Source organism: Acidobacterium sp. S8 (assembly GCF_009765985.1).
In the GTDB taxonomy this organism is placed as follows: Bacteria; Acidobacteriota; Terriglobia; order Terriglobales; family Acidobacteriaceae; genus Alloacidobacterium.
In genome coordinates this window covers 13,168-30,039 of the sequence record NZ_LMUM01000023.1, presented here as the reverse complement: position 1 = coordinate 30,039, position 16,872 = coordinate 13,168, and the positions used below count along the sequence as shown (strand labels likewise).

The following is a 16,872-nucleotide window of genomic DNA, read 5'->3' as shown; positions in this document are numbered from 1 at the left end:
CATCTCAATCCAGTGAATATGCGTCTGATACGAGTAATTGCCGCTTTCTTTTTGCTGGGCGCTTCCGTTGGCGTGGCCCAGCAGTTGCCAAATGATCAGCAGCAGAAGCTACTTACGCTGACGAACCAGGCACGCATGGATCAGGGTTTGCAGCCGCTGCATTGGGATGCCTCGCTGGCTGCCGCGGCTCAGGGCCATGCGCAGAAGATGTTTGACCAGAAGGCGCTGTCGCATCAGCTTCCGGGCGAGCCTGATTTGCAGGCACGCGCAGGGCAGGCGGGTGCGCATTTTCGCGAGATCGCTGAAAACGTGGCCATGGGCAATGGCGCCGAGGGTGTGCAGCAGGAATGGATGAAGTCGTCGCCGCATCGCGCCAATATTCTTGATCCCAAGCTCACGAATGTTGGAATTGGCGTGGTGGAGCATGCCGGTTACTGGTATGCCGCCGTGGTATTCGACAGTGCGGTTGACTCTATGGGTCCGGAGCAAGTGGAGCAGAAAGTTGCGGCCTTGCTGCGTCAACACAATATTGACCCGTCGCGTCCGCCTGGCGCGGCACGTAAGGACTGCGCGGTGGATAGCGGCGATGTCAGCGGCTCTCATGCACTGTTTGTGATGCGGTGGGAAAGCTCTGATCTCTCACGATTGCCCGATCCGCTTGAGCAAAGGATCAGCTCCGGCAAATACAAGACGGCGTCGGTTGGTGCGTGCAGCGGGCAGCAGGGTGGGAACCAGGGATTTACTACTTACAACATTGCCGTGCTCCTGTACTGATCGGCTAGTGGCTTCGAGCGAGCAGAGCTGCGGCGATGGATGCCGATGCGAGCGTGGAAAGAAAATTAACGGCATCATTGTTGAGCCAGCCGCGGCGCTCGAAGACGGCTCCCAGCCAACTGTCAAAGAAGAGTCCGAAGATTGCAGACGAGAAGACCACGCAACCGGTGCGGACGCTCAACGGGAGCGTGAGCGCGGCAACGGCCGTTACCAGCGCGGCGGCGATACAACCGGCCACCGTTCCGGCGAATGTGATTCCTCCGTCGGTTCCGACGGGGACTGGCTTCAGGGTCGTGAGCAGGCGAGGCATGCCGCCGAAGACTTGTCCCAACTCGGACGAAACGGTGTCGGCGGCAGCTTCCGCCAAGGCAGCGCTAAGTGCGGCGATCGACAAAAGAGCAGAATGGGCGGACGGAGAAAAAAGCTGATTTGCGGTCAGGGGAAGCGTTGTAAGAGCGGCGATCCCGAGATTGGCAACCACCTGTGAGGGTACTCGGCCCCGTTTTGCTTCGGCGATGCCTAACGATTCTTTATGGGCGCGGCCTGCGCGGGTGGCGGCAAGCGCCAGAATCAGCATCAGGCCGAGCGGAATAAGGGCGGTTCGCCAGCCGGGGGTGCGCAGATAGAGACATGCGGCGATGAGTGCGCCTGTCATCGCGGCGGCGCCGGTGGCAGCACGCAGCAGCCAGACGGTGAGGCCAAAGGCGATACTGATTCCCGCTGCCTGGATGAAGACCGGGCTGTGGAAGGTCCAGGCGCGACTGGCTTGCAGGAATATCCAGATGCAGCAGGCAGGAACTACAATCAGGAGCAGTAGTTGCGATTGCCACTGCAGCGGAGATGATTGCCTGTTTTTCGGGTACATAGTAATTTTCCCAGGGTGTATGGCAAATCGAAATGCGTGAGTGATTTACAATCTAGTTTCGAGGCGGTCGTCTTCGATTGTGTCAGGCTTTGCCGCGGTTTGCCAGATGACCTTTTCCGATTTGGAATGGTCGAAATACCCGGCGTCACTGCCAATTGCAGGATTTGTTGCTGAATGAGGTATCTGAGAGTGCGAAGTGTCACCGGGCCTAAGCGCCCATGGTTTGTTTGCGGGGCCCTGGTGGCCCTGGCAGGTGTGTCAGCTGGATGTGGCAATCAATACCGCCCCGTGGTCACGCCAGTCACGCCAACTGGTCCGGCAGCGCAGCCTTCGGGTTATGTAGTTGCGTTTTCACAGCCGACTTTGACTGTACCCCAGCCTGGGGCTTCGACTCCTTGCCCAAATACTCTTGTTTCCTCTGGTGTGGCTACGTCGCCGGGTGTTGTGACGCTGATCGACTTTTCTGGCGATAGCGTGATGGCACAGGCCACCCTTGGCACGGGGCCGCTCACATTCGCGCTGGATTCCTCAGGATCAACAGCTTACAGCACGAACTGCGATGGGACGGTTAGCACAGTTCCGCTGAGCAATACGCTTCAGTCAAAAAATGTACTGACGACTACACTGCCCAGCATTGTGGATCCCAGCACCGGCGGAGCCATCAACACATTGTTGACGAATTTGCTGGTGACGACGGGCGGCGAATATGTGGCTGAGCCTGTGGCGGTGGATCTGGGGAACAAGGCAGCCGTGGGCGTGCTGACGAATAACACATCCGGAGTCGCTTCGCTGAAGCAGGAAATTCCAGTAGCTCCTTCGCTGGTAAACGTGATTGGCACGGCGGGCGGGCAGCGGGTTTATGGCATCAGCCAGGGCAACAGCTCGAACGGCAGTGGAGTGACGTGGGGACAGTGCGATACACCCTCATCAGTGACGACAAATGGAGAGGCTGACGGGATTGATGTCACCTCGAACACGCTCTCAAGCCAGCTTCCGGTCGGCATTTGCCCCGTTTATGGGTTGATGACTCCGGATGGACGGCGCGCGTTTATTCTCAATCGCGGTAGCGGAACCATTACCGTGATTGACAGCAATAAAAACCAGCTCGATACGGATTCGGCAAGCCAGTATATGAAGAACGCGACGATCAATATTGGTAAAGGACCGGTCTACGCCGACTACTACGCTCCCTCGTCCCTATTGGTGACGGCGAATTACGATGACGATTCGATCAGCGTTATCAGCGTTCCTATCAATGGTCCGGTAGATGGTTATTCAGATACTTCGACCTTCGGACAAGTACTTGCGACAGTAAAGCTTGCGACTGGAAGCCATCCGGCGGCGGTTACGATACTGCAGGACGGCAGCCGCGCTTTTGTTGCCGATGAAGGTGACGGCACGGTAACGATGGTCAATCTTTCGAGCTTCACGGTGCAGTCGGTGTTGACGGTCAATGGACATCCGCGTTCTATTGCCTCCACCTACAATGCTCCGGTTGGTAAGGTCTATACCGTTGCGAATGACAGCCCTTATCTGACGGTCATCCGCACGGATACAAATATTGTTTCCTCGTCGATTCTCCTGCAGGGCAATGGCGTGGATCTGCATACTACGACGCAGTATGCGGGAAGCAGCTCGACTTCGGCTCCTGCAAATAACAATACGCAAAGCCGGTCGGCTGGGTCTGGCGCACCGTAAAGTGCAGAGCTCGGCGTTGCTGACACGGTCGATGTAGTTCGCTGAAACAATATGCTTTTGATTTGGCCTTCCATGTGAAGGCCAAAACTTCATTGCCCGGGGAATGTGACACTTGATCAGGACCCTGCTTTGTACTTTTACCCTCTTGTTGAGCGTATCGCTGCCTGCGGTTGCTCAGACGACGCGGCCAGCACTCATTCCCGAACCACGCGAGTTCCAATCCCGTAATCATCTTTCGCTTGGACATGGTGTCTCCGTTGCTTCCGAATCCAAAGAAGCAGACGATTCCTTTGCCGTAGACGATCTGGCGGGATTTCTGAAAGAGCGGAAGATTCCTCGCGTGTCCAAGGGCGTGCGCATACGCTTCATGCGGGATGAATCCGCGACTGCCAAACGTCTGATGGCGGCGGAGAAACAATCTCTCGATGCGGCGATGCAGGATGAAGGGTACATTCTTCTCACGGCGAAAGATTCTGTATACGTCATTGCGCACTCGGCGACCGGCATTTTTTATGGTGCGCAGACGGCGAAGCAATTGATCAGCGGATCTGGCGATAAGGCTGTTTTTGAGGGATGCGTGATTCGCGACTGGCCTGCGATGCGGTATCGAGGCGTGCATGACGATCTGTCGCGTGGACCGGTACCGACGCTCGAATTCCAAAAGAAGCAGATTCGCACGTTTGCAGCTTACAAGCTCAACGTGTATTCGCCATATTTTGAGAACACGATGCAGTATGCCTCGAATCCTTTGCCTGCGCTTCCTGGAGGTTCAATTTCGAAGGCAGACGCGCAGGCACTCGTGGAATATGCGAAGCAGTACCACGTCACCATCGTGCCGGAGCAGGAAGCCTTTGGACACCTGCATCACGTATTGACCTGGCAGCAATATGCACATCTTGCCGAGGTACCGAGTGGGGCGGTGCTGGCTCCGGGCGAGACTGGTTCTTTGCAGCTGATTCAGCAATGGTTTACTGAATTGGCTTCAGTATTTCCAGGGCCGTTTCTGCATATCGGAGCAGACGAGACGTTTGAATTAGGCAGGGGAAAGACGGCGGAAGAGGTGAAGCAGCGTGGGCTTGGTGCTGTGTATATGGATTTTTTGAAGGCGATCCACACTGAGCTGGCGCCGCTGCATCGGAGATTATTGTTCTGGGGTGATGTGGCTATGAACGATCCACAACTCGTGACCGGATTGCCGAAGGACATGATTGCAGTCGCCTGGCACTATGAGCCAGAGGCCAACTTCAGTAAGTGGCTCGATCCCTATACGAAAGCCGGCATGGAGACATGGGTTGCGCCGGGTGTGAACAACTGGAGCCTCGTTTATCCAAACAACGATATTGCGCTTAAGAATATTCAGGGCTTTGTTGCCGCCGGGCAAGCAGCGGGAAGCACCGGCATGCTGAATACTATCTGGAATGACGATGGCGAAGGGTTGTTTGCCGAGGACTGGTATGGCATTCTTTTCGGTGCTGCCGCCGGATGGCAGGCGGGAAGCAGCGACATTGCTGAATTCCAGAAAAATTATGGAAGTGTTTTTCACGGCGACGCCACGGGCGATCTCGACCAGGCGCAGATGGAATTGATTGCTGGTCATCTGGCGATGCAGAAGACCGGCGTCAGCGATGTTCGCGACTCGATGTTCTGGGTGGATCCATGGAGTGCTGAGGGGCAGGAGACGGCAGCGAAAATCAAGCCTGCGCTTGAAGAAGTGAGGCAACATGCCGAGCGTGCTCTGACCCTGATTGCGCAGGCGCGGCAGGCGACAGACCTGCGGGAGCCGGAGGCGGTAGACGCGATGGAAATGGGAGCGCGCCGCATGGACTTTCTTGCCTTCAAGTTTCAGACTGCCGGCGACATTGCTGATGGATATTTGAAGTTGTATCGAGGCAGGGAAGACCCGGAGATCCGCAAGCACATGTCGCGGGACCTGTTTGAGATTTCCGGCGTGAACGGCCGCTGCCAGGATCTTCGCGATGGTTACGGCTATATTCGCGACATGTTCCAGACTGCGTGGTTGAAAGAGAACCGCCCCTTCTGGCTGGACAATGTGTTGGCGCAATACGATGTTTCCATGCAACTGTGGATCAACAGGGCGGACAAAATACGAATGGCACGGCAGCAATGGCTTACATTGCACACGCTGCCGACGCCGGAATCAATCGGCATTGAACAAGTTTCCATTTCAAAATGATTTGTAACTGAGATTGATGCATATACCACTTCGCACTGCCGATCTGATTCTCGTCATCCTTTATCTGGCAGGCATCACTTGGTTTGGGCTGCGTTTTCGCAAGCAGGGTGATCGGTCGATCAAGACGTACTTTCTTGCTGACCGCAACATTCCGTGGTGGGCGATTGCTCTCTCCATCGTTGCGGCAGAAACGAGCACGCTGACCATCATCAGCGTTCCGGGAATTGCGTTTACGGGTGATTTCGGTTTTCTACAGATTGCGATTGGGTATCTGCTGGGTCGCATTGTGATCTGCCTCTTATTTCTGCCAAAGTATTTTCGTGGCGAACTGATGACGGCCTATCAGCTGATAGGCCAGCGCTTCGGATCGCGGCTGCATCGGCTGACTGCGTTGTTGTTCCTGATCATGCGAGCAGCGGCTGAAGGGGTGCGTGTGTTTGCTGTGGCCATTGTGGTAGGCGTGGCCCTGGGTACCGGCGATATCGCATCGATTGTGATTCTGTCGCTTCTGACGCTGCTTTATACCTTTGAGGGCGGCATGAAGGCGGTGATCTGGACGGACGTGCTGCAGATGGGGTTGTACGTAATCGGCACGATAGTCAGTCTCTGGTCGATCTGCTCACATATCGATGGTGGAGCGCATACGCTCATTTCCGTGGCATCAGCAGCACATAAACTGACGGTCTTTCATTTCGCTTGGTCTGTCTCGCAGACGTATACATTCTGGGCGGGCGTGATTGGCGGATGTTTCCTGACGATGGCAAGCCATGGCACCGACCAACTGATGGTGCAGCGGCTGCTGGTTGCGAAAAATCTTCGCGAGTCGCGGCTGGCGCTGCTTTCGAGCGGTGTCGTGATCTTTGTACAGTTCACGCTCTTTCTCTTTATCGGCGCGGGGTTGTATGTGTACTACGGCCAGAGCGGTATTGCGCCGCATGTGGCCAGCGCGGACCGCATCTTTCCGCAATATATTGTGCGGCAGATGCCTGTTGGCATATCGGGGCTGATGATTGCCGCCATCCTTGCTGCGGCGATGTCGAATTTAAGCGCTGCGCTGAATTCTCTGGCGTCCACTTCGATGGTGGATTTCTACCTGCTGCGACGCCCGGATGTGAGCGGAGCACACAAATCGCGGCTTTCGCGGCTGATGACACTGGGTTGGGCCGCTGTACTTCTGGCGCTCGCGATCGTCTCGCGTGGCAGCGGACATGTACTTGAGATCGGCCTGTCCATCGCCTCTGTACTTTGGGGCGGGATGCTAGGCGTCTTCCTGCTAGGGACAGTAACAAAGCGCGCGAATGAAACAGGAACGATCATCGGGTTACTGGTTGGTTGTGTTGTGAACCTTCTGGTCTGGCAACAAAGCGGGCCAATTCATATGAGTTTGTTGGGATATTCCGTGCTGATGCCGAAGATAGCGTGGACATGGTATGTCGCGATCGGCGCGGCGATTACGTTCATTGTTGGATACCTGATGAGTCTTTTTACAAGTCGGCAGGGAACGAGGAGCTATACATAGGTGAAAATGGCCAGCTGTCTTCGGATCGTGGTGATTGTTGTGTCGCTTGGATATCTGTGCAGCCTGGCAGATGCGCAGAAGGGCAATTTTTCTCCAATCGACACACTGGTGAATCAGGCGATTGCTGAACATCGGTTACCTGGGGCTGTCGTCGAAGTTGGTCACAACGGGCATGTGGTTTTTCGCAAGGCCTATGGCGAGCGGTCGCTGGAGCCGGACCACGAGCCGATGACTGTCGATACGATCTTCGACATGGCTTCGCTGACCAAGCCTCTAATGACAGCGACCGCTGTGATGCAGCTCTTTGAACAAGGCAAGTTCCGGTTCAATGATCCGGTTGCGAAATACCTGCCGGAGTTTGCTGCGAATGGAAAAGAAGACATCACCATCCGTCAACTGCTGACCCATTACTCGGGACTGCCTCCCGATTTATCTCTGGAAGAGCCGTGGGAGGGAAAAGCTGAGGCGTTTCGGCGAGCTTTTGCCATTGCGCCAGCGACTCCGGCAGGCGTTCGCTTTGTGTACAGCGATATCAACTTCATTGTGTTGGGTGCGCTGGTGGAAAAACTTTCCGGCATGCCGGAAGACGAGTATGTACAGCGAAATATCATTGCGCCGCTGGGCTTGCGGCACACTCGCTATATGCCTCCGGCCGAGTGGCGCGAACGAATCGCTCCGACGCAATATGAGTATGGCGTTATGTTGCGCGGCGTGGTGCACGATCCAACATCACGACGGATGGGTGGGGTAGCTGGACATGCGGGACTCTTCAGTAACGCCGATGATGTCGCTGTCTATGCGCAGAGCCTGCTCGATCGCCTTGCCGGGAAGCCGAGCCGGTTTCCAGTATCGCGGGGCGTGCTTGAAAAGATGGTGACCCCGGAACAGCCAGCTACCGGCACAGCGTTGCGCGGTTTCGGATGGGATATCGAGACGCCATATTCGAGTAATCGCGGCGAGATATTTCCTGTCGGTTCTTTTGGGCACACTGGCTTTACGGGAACTTCGCTTTGGATTGATCCATCTTCCGATACTTATGTAGTTGTGCTGGCGAACGCGGTCCATCCGAATGGAGGAAAGAGCACCGTAGCGCTGCGGGCTAGCATTGCCAGTGCGGCGGCAGTTGGTCTTGGAATTGTCCCCGATCAGGGGAAGCTTTCAGCACGGCTCACCGGCTATAACGAATCACTAAGCGGCATGCGTCACTGGATTGCCCGCAATGGCGAGGTCAAGACCGGCATCGATGTGCTCGAGGCCGATCACTTCGCCGAACTTCATGCGCTTGTCAAAGAGCATAGAGAGAATCTTCGGATCGGATTGCTGACAAATCAGACCGGCGTGGATATGGAAGGGCGCAGAACGATCGATGTTCTTGCGCACGCTGAGGGCATTGAGTTGAAGACGCTCTTCAGTCCAGAACATGGCATAGCCGGTTCTCAGGATACGGAGAACATCGGGAATGCGACGGATCCAGCCACCGGGCTGCCAGTGGTAAGCCTGTATGGCGCGACCGATGCTCAGCGGCGGCCATCGCCCGATTCTTTGCGTGATCTGGATGCTGTAGTGATCGACCTGCAGGACGCCGGTGTGCGCTTCTACACCTACGAAAGTGTCGTCGGCTATTTTCTGGAAGCTGCGGCGAAGACGGGAACGAAAATTGTCTTGCTCGACAGACCGAATCCTATCAATGGCGCCTTCGCGCAGGGGCCGCTCTCGGATATCGGCGATGAAAGTTACGTGCATTACATGCCGCTGCCTGTGCGGCATGGCATGACGATGGGGGAGCTTGCGCGATACTTTAATCAGCAGCGCAAGCTGCGCGCGTCTCTTACTGTGGTGAAGATGCAGAACTGGCAGCGCGGCGACTGGTATGACTCGACCGGGCTGACGTGGATCAACCCATCCCCGAATCTGCGGGACTTAGAGGAAGCGGAGATTTATCCTGCTCTGGGCCTTGTTGAGACAACGAACATCTCCGTAGGGCGGGGGACTGATACACCCTTCGAGATTTTTGGCGCGCCCTGGATGGACGGCCGCAATCTGGCGCGGTATCTAAACAAGCGTTTCCTGCCCGGTGTGCGCTTTGTGCCCATAGATTTCACGCCGCAGAAGCCTTATCCCTATGCGGGTCAGGCTTGTCATGGCGTGCGCATTCTGGTGGTGGATCGGAATGTACTCGATGCGCCTCAACTGGGAATTGAGATTGCCGCGGCACTGCACAAGCTTTATCCGCAGGACTACAAACTTGAACACATCAAGACGCTGCTCGCGAATCAGTCTGTTCTGGAACAGCTTATGAAGGGTGTCGATCCATCGAGAATTGCCGATGACTGGCGAGATTCGCTGCAGGCGTTTGAGCTGAAGAAGAAAGAGGCGCTGCTGTATTGAATCCCACTACAGTAGCTTGAGATAGGCTTTGGCCTGTTCGAGCTCCGGGAAAAGCTTTTCGTCAGCTTGAAACTCCCTGGGATGTATACAGCGGCGACCTCCGCGTACTCTAACCGGGTGCTTGAGATGCAGCATCTCGTGGTACATCAGATATTCAATCGCATACCGTGGAGTGTTACGGCGGTCGAAGACGCGGCTGATCATGATGGTGTTATGCGCTGCGTCGTAGTGGCCGAGGAGACGGCGTGCCTTGTGCTCGCTCCAGGTCAGTAACGGGCGCCCCAGCAGGCCATGGAAGAACTGACGGTTCAGCGTCTCGAAGACCTCATCCAGATCGTAATAATCGCCCTTTGCGGTAGAGATTTTCTTTCGTCCGCGCATCTGGCGGATCCGTTCAGTTTGCCGCATCACGGCATCGCTTGAAACAAACCGACGGTAACGGGCGGAGTGAGAGGCATCGAGCGGCTTACGGTACAACTTGGCGAGCAGGATGTGGGCAATCGCTCGCAGCACGGACTCGGGCGCGCCTTCCAGCAAATCGGAAAGATGCACCTTCAGTTGCCCTTCTCGCAGGCGAATCGTTGTGTTGAGGCTGGTAAACCGGTAAAAGCGAATCTGCATGGCAGGAATGGGCGCGCGTGGGCGAATGGCGCGGTATTCCTCTTCAAAAAGTTGCGAAAGCTCTGAATGCACTCAAGCTGAGACTAGCATAAACGCGTGCTGCGATTAAGATGGGCCGGTGCCGTTCTTACCTGCCTGATCTTTGTGCTCGGCAAAATATTTATCCTGGTCTTTTTGCAACGTTTTGGATTGCTCGTCCACGCTCTTCGCTGCTTCAATCGCCGTTTGGCGTGCGAAATCGTAGTCAGGATTGGTCGGAGGCAGGTGAAGAACCGGTTCCCATTTTTCCATTTCCGGAACAAGGTCTTTCAGTGCCTTGCGAATATCGGCGTGCTGCTCGTCATAGGTGTCAAGGTTGTCCTGCAGCTCGTCGACCAGCCGTGTGAACTCTTCAATTTTGCCTCGCAGCTCCGCACCGCGGTATGCCACTTTTTTATCGCTGGAGAGCTGTTTGATCGCGGTGACGCGCTGCTCAATAAATTTTGCGAATAGCTTGAGGCGCTCATTCGGGCGGTCGCCATATTCCCGAACCTGATCGACTTCGTCGTCGTTCAGCGGGTCTTTCTTTGTCTGCGACCAGGACGGCAGGATCAGAAGAGGAAAGAGGATGGTGAAAGCCAGAACGACGCGCCAGCGCATAGTGTTGTCCTTAGCTGCAAAGTTTAGATGCTTATTCATCGATTTGCACCTTTTCCAGCGCAGCTTGCGTGATGATCTCAAGCCACCGAGTAGAATAAGGCAGATGGTGGCTCACTTCAGACGCGGAATTTGCGCCGTAGTCCTGGTATGGATTTGTTTTGCCACGGCGCATTCCGCGTGGTCCGAAGCGGTAAAGGACCTACCTCGACCTACTGATTATGTCAGCGACTTTGCCGATGTGCTTTCAGCATCGACAAAGCAGCAGGTCAATCGACTGTGCGGACAGGTAGACCACCAGGCGCACGCGCAGATTGCTGTCGTGACGATCAAGACACTCGAGGGTGTGCCGATCGAAGACTTTACTGTGCAGCTATGGGATGCCTGGAAGATCGGCCAGAAGGATCGAGGTGTTCTTGTTCTGCTGGCGGTGCAGGATCGCAAAAGGTGGATTACCACCGGTTATGGTCTGGAGTCGATTCTCACGGATGCCAGAGTGGGCGATATTGGACGCCAGATGATTCCGTATCTGCGAAGCGGAGACTACGACGATGCCGTTTCACTGGCCGTCGGCCAGATATCGCAGATCATTGCCAGCGACGCCGGCGTTACCCTGCAACCACTGCAAAGGCGCGGGCAGGCGCAGCAGCAGGCGATTCGACTGAGTCTAGGGCAGCTCATTGTTTTCGGCATCGTCATTTTCCTGGTTATCTTGTTCCTGGCGCGAGCCGGGGGCTCGGGTCTGCTGGGATTTTTGCTGGGAATGTTTTTGGGCGGCGGTGGAAGAGGCGGTGGCTGGGGTGGTGGTGGTGGTTTCGGCGGCGGAGATGGCGGTGGCAGCGGATTTGGCGGCTTCGGTGGCGGTAGCACCGGTGGTGGTGGTGCGGGTGGAGACTGGTAGTTGTTAAGAACTAGGTCGTGTAATCTCTGGATGAGATACAGGTTAACCAGCAAGGAGAAAAAATGCCCGTGATGAGACGTGGGTTGTGGGTTGCGATTGCAGTGGTGGTTGTAATTTTTTTGGCGTTCCTGCTGGTATTCGGCAGTTATATTAGCGCGAAAAATCAAATGGTGGCGAAGCAAGAGGCGGTACACGCCCAATGGTCGCAGGTGGACGTAGTATTGCAGCGTCGAGCCGACCTGATTCCAAACCTTGTGTCCACAGTGAAGGGGTATGCGACACACGAGGAGACCGTCTTTTCCGATATCGCAAATGCACGCTCTGCATTGCTGAATGCACGCGATCCGCAGGGAAAAATTGCGGCGAACGGGCAGCTGGATTCTGCACTTGGCCGCCTGCTTGCGCTCTCTGAGAGTTATCCAAACTTGAAGGCAGACCAGAATTTCCTTCAGCTTCAGGATCAGCTGGAGGGATCAGAAAATCGCATTGCCGTAGAGCGGCGTCGCTACAATCAGACACTGCAGGATTACAACACCTTCATCCGCCAGTTTCCGAACAGCATCTGGGCGGGGATGGCCGGCTTCCAGACAGACAACGCATATTTTCAGGCTAGCGAGGCCTCAAAGCAGGCTCCGGTCGTAAAGTTTTAGACCAGCCTAAGCACCGGAAAATCGATGTTTGATGGACCGAGGGTGATGGCGAAGTTCGCTATCGCCCTCGATCCGTGTCATCTCTAGTGCCAGCGGATGTACATCATTTAAAATGAGAAGATTCGCGAAGAAAATTTGCCCGGATGGCGAAATCGGCAGACGCAGCGGACTTAAAATTCGCAGGGAGCAATCCCATGGGGGTTCGAGTCCCCCTCCGGGCACCATCCTACAATTACGCTATGTAGTTCAATCTATTTACCGTAATGAACACTTAGACGCGCTATTTCTGCGAGTCCTTCGGCGTAATCGTTTAAATCTAGATACAAATTCAGGTACAGTGCGCATCCTCTTTATTTTCAATGCGGAACGAACTTATCCGTTCTTGCAGCGGGCACGGCCCTACACGAAATTTAGCTCGTTTACGCTCGATTACGGAATGCGCTGCGGATCATTGTTCGAATTCAGCTACAGGCATCGCTGAATTTGCGATCAATAGAAGTCCACCCAAATCTCAACTCTCGCCGAAATCTATGCCACTGATCGACGGGTGACCCAATGAAAAACCTTAACGAATCAATTGGCCGCAATCACTTGTACGAGAAGCCGGTTATTCGGCAACTTGCCGAAGACACAGATCAATCCGGATACCTCGATGGGTGCATTGCCCTGATATCTCCAAATGAGAGTTCAATAAGATCGATCGTAAGTAAACACAAGACTACTTCCCGTTACTGATCTGGAAACTATGAGTGACTTGGCGATAATGCGTTCAGTGCTCTGTTGTTTAGCTCGAGACTGGATCGGAAGGTAGATTCCGCCCAGTGAAGTCACTCATCCCAAGTCTATATATCCGCGTTTTATAGCGATCGTAACAGCGTGTGTCCGGTCGTTTGCGTCTAGTTTGAGGAGGATATTTTGAACGTGGGTCTTTATCGTTGTCTCCGCAAGAGACAACTGAGACGCAATGATTTTGTTTGATGTTCCAGCTGAGATCAGTTTCAGCACTTCAATCTCGCGCTCGCTGAGTTCGTCATCGACGACGTGCTCGCCAAGTTCTCTTGCAATCTCGGGTGGAATACGCCGTCGTCCGGAATCGACAATTCGAATAGTATCCAATAGTTCTTTGCGAAGCATATTCTTCAGCAGGTACCCAACCGCTCCGGCTTTGAAGGCTCGCAACGCTTGAACGTCTCCTTTGTACGCAGTAAGGACAACGACACGAGCCGCCGGGAATTCGCCGCGTATCGCGATGATTGCGTCGGTCCCATTCATCGTGGGCATCTGTAAGTCCATCAGCGTCACGTCAGGACGATGTAAGCGGAATTGTTCGATGGCTTCCTGTCCGTTGCTGGCCTCGCCTATTAAAACCATGTCGCTTTGACTATTGATTGCTCCGACAATGCCCTCGCGCAGGAACGGATGGTCGTCCACGACAAGTATTCTGATCTTCCTTGCCCCGCTCATCGCATCAGCCTCTTCATCCAGTGCAGACTAAGACCAGGAAAGACTTTCTTGTAGGCCACATCTGCCGGTATTTCCAGATCGATCTCCGTTCCCACGCCCGCACGACTCCATATGACCAGTTTGCCTCCTATGACGTTTGCTCTCTCACGCATTCCACGCAGACCCCAATGACCTGGTCGGCCCCCATTCAGAGTGTGCTCATCGATGCCACGGCCGTTGTCTCGGACTCTCATGTGAACCATGGCGTGGTCGTAAGTGACCTCAACCTCGACCTTGGTCGCACCGGCGTGCTGAAATGCATTTCCCAATGCCTCTCGTCCGATACGGTATGCTTCATCTCGCACAAACGCACCAATGGATTTCGGCGAGCCTAGAAGCGCGACCGAGAATTCAACTGGGTGATCTTCGGCAAGGTCTCTACCATAGGAGGCAAGCGCTTCTGACAATTCGTTGACTGTAGTCGCTTCTGCACGCAGCGCATGCACGCGCTGGCGGCCTTCTAGCATTACCTCGTCAGCGGAATCAAGAGCTTTCTCGATCATCAGGCGACTCCGTTTGGGGTCAGCCTCACTCAGCGCAGTCTGGATCCGCAGCATCAATCCATCGACGCTCTGGATGAGAGTGTCATGCAGTTCCCGAGCGATGCGCTCTCGCTCTTCGAGTCTTTCTCCCAGACGTGCCTGTATCTGGGCGGTAGCCTGTCTTAACCGAAGAGTGTAGAGCATCCATGCCAGTCCGATTGCAATCAGTCCCAGCAACATTTTGAACCAGAGAGTCTGGTACCAAGCAGGATCTATGAAGAAATTCCATGTTGTCCCTGTCTCGTTCCACACCCCATCATCGTTACAAGCGATCACATGAAAGCTGTAATGTCCTGGACCGAGGTTGGTGTAGAAAGCTTCGCGGCGTCGACCTGCATCGTTCCAATTCTTTTCCTGTCCGTCCAACTTGTAACGAAAGCGGACTCGTTCAGGAATGGAGAGGTTGGGCGCTGTATAGGCTATCTGCAGGGTTGTGGTGTGGGCTGGCAACTTCGACGGTGGCAGCCTGCTCACAAGACCCGCCGCAGCAACCGACTGAATCGACACAGTTGGAGGTATGGCGTTTCGAGGAATGTGATGCGGGTCGATCCAAGCCAGTCCCTGATTCAATGCGAACCAAATCCTCCCGTCAGTCCCTTCGATCACAGACGGTGTAACCAACACGCCACGCTGCGCAGTCGCTGGAAGACCGTCCAAAACATCGAAGAGTTGATAACTCACCAGATGTTCCGGGTCTTTCTTGAATTGTTCAACTTCGTTCTGAGGAATGTGGATGATCCCGCGGTCTTCGCTAAACCACAATCCGTTATCCGCCGTGGCCACCATTCCTTCGATTACCTCGAAGCTCGTTCCTTCTGCTGCAATCACTGGCTTGAAACGTTTTCCGTCAAAATAATCCAGGCCTCGAGTCCCGCCAACCCAGACATCGGAACCTCGGCGCTGAATGGATTTCACATCTCCAGCCCGGATACCGTCCTTTGAAGTAAAAACATGAATTGTATCTCCATCGATTTTTACGATGGTGGAATTCGCAGAACCAAACCAAATGGTCCCATCCGCAGCCTCGGATGCGTTTGAAGATACGAGCTTAGGTCCGCCCATGCTTTCGAGAGACTGCCACTTGCCATCTTCCACTCGCATCAATCCCTGATCGGCCACATTAACCCACAGCCTCTGGGATAAGTCCTCGGCAATAGCGACTGGCGACGTTCCGGGTGTAGCAACTTCTTCCGGTTGCTTCCCAACCCGGCCGTGCCTAAAACGGAAGAGCTTTCGATGAGAGCCCATCCAAATGGTTGCTTGTCGATCCTGAAAAATACAAAAGACCAGATGCTTTGGCAGTCCTTCCGTATTGAATTTCCCGTCCACGATACGCATGGGACCACGATTGATTGCTGCTACCCAGACCTCGCCGCTGTCGCGCGCAACAAGGGACAAACCGATAGTGCCTGATGGCAGCGCGACCGGGGTGAAGGCCCCTTGTCGAAATCGATCCAGGCCTTCACTGGTTCCGACCCATATATTTCCTTCGAAGTCCTGCAAGATGCATCGTACATAGTCGTTAGTCAGGCCCTGAGCGTGTGTAAACGCCTCAATCTCGGTACCAAACTCAGAGATATCCGGACCGTTGAGGTGTTCGGGAAAGGGGACACGGCGCAGGCCATCACCGAGCGTCGTGATCCACAAGCTGCCCTGATTGTCGATCAAAATGGCATCCGAGCCTACACGAATCTCCGAGTGTCGCTGTTTTCCCGCAGTCTGCCACAGAACAGGAACAGCATGAACCGATCGCTCTGTCTGCGCGATCCACATCTCACCGTTCCTGGCCTGGGCCATGCTTCCGCCAACTGTATGCGAATCGCTCGCCTCTCGAAACCTGGTTTCTCCCTCACGTAGAAAGATCACTCCGCGTTCGGTGCTGACCCATAAAGTTCCTGAAGAATCCGCGTAGGCGGAATAACAGTCTCCATTGACGTTCCAGTCGCTCGCAATTTGATTCCAGCGAGAACCGTTGAATCTTGCCAATCCGTCCGTTCTGACTGCCCAGATCATTCCTCGCCGATCTCTCACAAATTGCTTCGTCCGCCCTTTCGGGAACCCATCTTCAGGACCGTAATAAGTGACTCTTCCGTCTTTTAGAAAACCGATCGTCCGATCAAAGCTGACCCATAGACCTCCATCTGGCGTTGCGAGAAGAGAGAGAATGTTCGTTCGGGGGAAGTCTGGCCCGGAGAGTGGTCGATAACGCTCAAACCGCTCTCCATCGAACCGAAACAATCCTTTCGGAGCTCCTAGCCATAAGAATCCGTCAGACGTTTGCGCCATCGATCGAATACTTTCAGGAACTCCATTTTCAGGAGTCCAGCTTGTGTGATAAATCTGATCAATCCTTCGATCCCGGTCGATTGCGAACAATGGAGTACATAGAAGCAGAGCAAATAAAGTCGGCCACAGCACCCGAATGTGTCGCCCGGTTTTTTGAGAACTCGAGATGTAGATCGGTGTGACGACAAAGCTACATCGGGACGGGTTCACAATGATCGCGGCTGTAGGTGTCTTTTGACGCAATGTCAGAGCCATAGTATCCGCTTGTGTGGAGGACCGGGAGTTTTAGGATACT

Annotated in this window: 12 protein-coding genes and 1 tRNA gene; 8 read left to right on the top strand and 5 right to left on the bottom strand. The window is 54.6% G+C overall.

What is annotated here, in order from left to right:
• The first annotated feature begins 18 nt into the window (after positions 1 to 18).
• Positions 19 to 774, top strand: a complete 756-nt coding sequence (locus GSQ86_RS08330; protein ID WP_158749506.1) for a CAP domain-containing protein — start codon at positions 19 to 21, stop codon at positions 772 to 774.
• A gap of 4 nt (positions 775 to 778) precedes the next feature.
• On the opposite strand, the gene GSQ86_RS08325 is transcribed toward GSQ86_RS08330, so the two are convergent.
• Positions 779 to 1,639: a DUF92 domain-containing protein gene (locus GSQ86_RS08325; protein WP_158749505.1), complete on the bottom strand. Its 861-nt coding sequence runs from the start codon at positions 1,637 to 1,639 to the stop codon at positions 779 to 781.
• Positions 1,640 to 1,813: 174 nt separating this feature from the next.
• On the opposite strand from GSQ86_RS08325, the gene GSQ86_RS08320 reads away from it, so the two are divergent.
• From GSQ86_RS08320 to GSQ86_RS23350, 4 genes are all read left to right on the top strand, one after another.
• Positions 1,814 to 3,337 (top strand): YncE family protein, encoded by a 1,524-nt coding sequence (locus tag GSQ86_RS08320; RefSeq protein ID WP_158749504.1) that lies wholly within the window; start codon positions 1,814 to 1,816, stop codon positions 3,335 to 3,337.
• Positions 3,338 to 3,449: 112 nt separating this feature from the next.
• Entirely contained in the window at positions 3,450 to 5,531 is a 2,082-nt protein-coding gene (locus tag GSQ86_RS08315) for a glycoside hydrolase family 20 zincin-like fold domain-containing protein (protein ID WP_254062232.1), read from the top strand.
• Positions 5,532 to 5,547: 16 nt separating this feature from the next.
• Positions 5,548 to 7,050 carry a sodium:solute symporter gene (locus tag GSQ86_RS23355; RefSeq protein WP_254062231.1) on the top strand — a complete coding sequence of 501 codons (1,503 nt, stop codon included), beginning with the start codon at positions 5,548 to 5,550 and terminating at the stop codon, positions 7,048 to 7,050.
• Between the two features lie 6 nt (positions 7,051 to 7,056).
• Positions 7,057 to 9,438, top strand: coding sequence for an exo-beta-N-acetylmuramidase NamZ domain-containing protein (locus GSQ86_RS23350; RefSeq protein ID WP_254062230.1), 2,382 nt, complete (start codon positions 7,057 to 7,059; stop codon positions 9,436 to 9,438).
• A 6-nt stretch (positions 9,439 to 9,444) separates the two neighbouring features.
• Here GSQ86_RS23350 and GSQ86_RS08305 read toward each other — a convergent pair whose 3' ends face one another.
• A complete protein-coding gene (locus GSQ86_RS08305; RefSeq protein ID WP_158749503.1) occupies positions 9,445 to 10,131 on the bottom strand; it encodes a M48 family peptidase in 687 nt (228 codons plus the stop codon).
• Positions 10,132 to 10,164: 33 nt separating this feature from the next.
• Positions 10,165 to 10,737, bottom strand: coding sequence for a hypothetical protein (locus tag GSQ86_RS08300; RefSeq protein WP_158749502.1), 573 nt, complete (start codon positions 10,735 to 10,737; stop codon positions 10,165 to 10,167).
• Between the two features lie 64 nt (positions 10,738 to 10,801).
• Here GSQ86_RS08300 and GSQ86_RS22960 point away from each other — a divergent pair, with 64 nt between their 5' ends.
• The 3 genes from GSQ86_RS22960 to GSQ86_RS08285 all read left to right on the top strand — a co-directional run bounded on the left by GSQ86_RS22960 (position 10,802) and on the right by GSQ86_RS08285 (position 12,470).
• Positions 10,802 to 11,596 (top strand): YgcG family protein, encoded by a 795-nt coding sequence (locus GSQ86_RS22960; RefSeq protein WP_158749501.1) that lies wholly within the window; start codon positions 10,802 to 10,804, stop codon positions 11,594 to 11,596.
• A gap of 62 nt (positions 11,597 to 11,658) precedes the next feature.
• Positions 11,659 to 12,246 carry a LemA family protein gene (locus tag GSQ86_RS08290; RefSeq protein ID WP_371720453.1) on the top strand — a complete coding sequence of 196 codons (588 nt, stop codon included), beginning with the start codon at positions 11,659 to 11,661 and terminating at the stop codon, positions 12,244 to 12,246.
• A 137-nt stretch (positions 12,247 to 12,383) separates the two neighbouring features.
• A tRNA-Leu gene (locus GSQ86_RS08285) sits at positions 12,384 to 12,470 on the top strand.
• A gap of 607 nt (positions 12,471 to 13,077) precedes the next feature.
• Here the strand turns inward: GSQ86_RS08285 and GSQ86_RS08280 are convergent.
• Both GSQ86_RS08280 and GSQ86_RS08275 read right to left on the bottom strand, forming a co-directional pair.
• Positions 13,078 to 13,710, bottom strand: coding sequence for a response regulator transcription factor (locus tag GSQ86_RS08280; RefSeq protein ID WP_158749500.1), 633 nt, complete (start codon positions 13,708 to 13,710; stop codon positions 13,078 to 13,080).
• Complete coding sequence (locus GSQ86_RS08275; RefSeq protein ID WP_158749499.1) at positions 13,707 to 16,304, bottom strand: sensor histidine kinase; 2,598 nt, start codon at positions 16,302 to 16,304, stop codon at positions 13,707 to 13,709. The genes GSQ86_RS08280 and GSQ86_RS08275 overlap by 4 nt, the downstream gene beginning before the upstream one ends.
• Between the last annotated feature and the right edge of the window lie 568 nt (positions 16,305 to 16,872).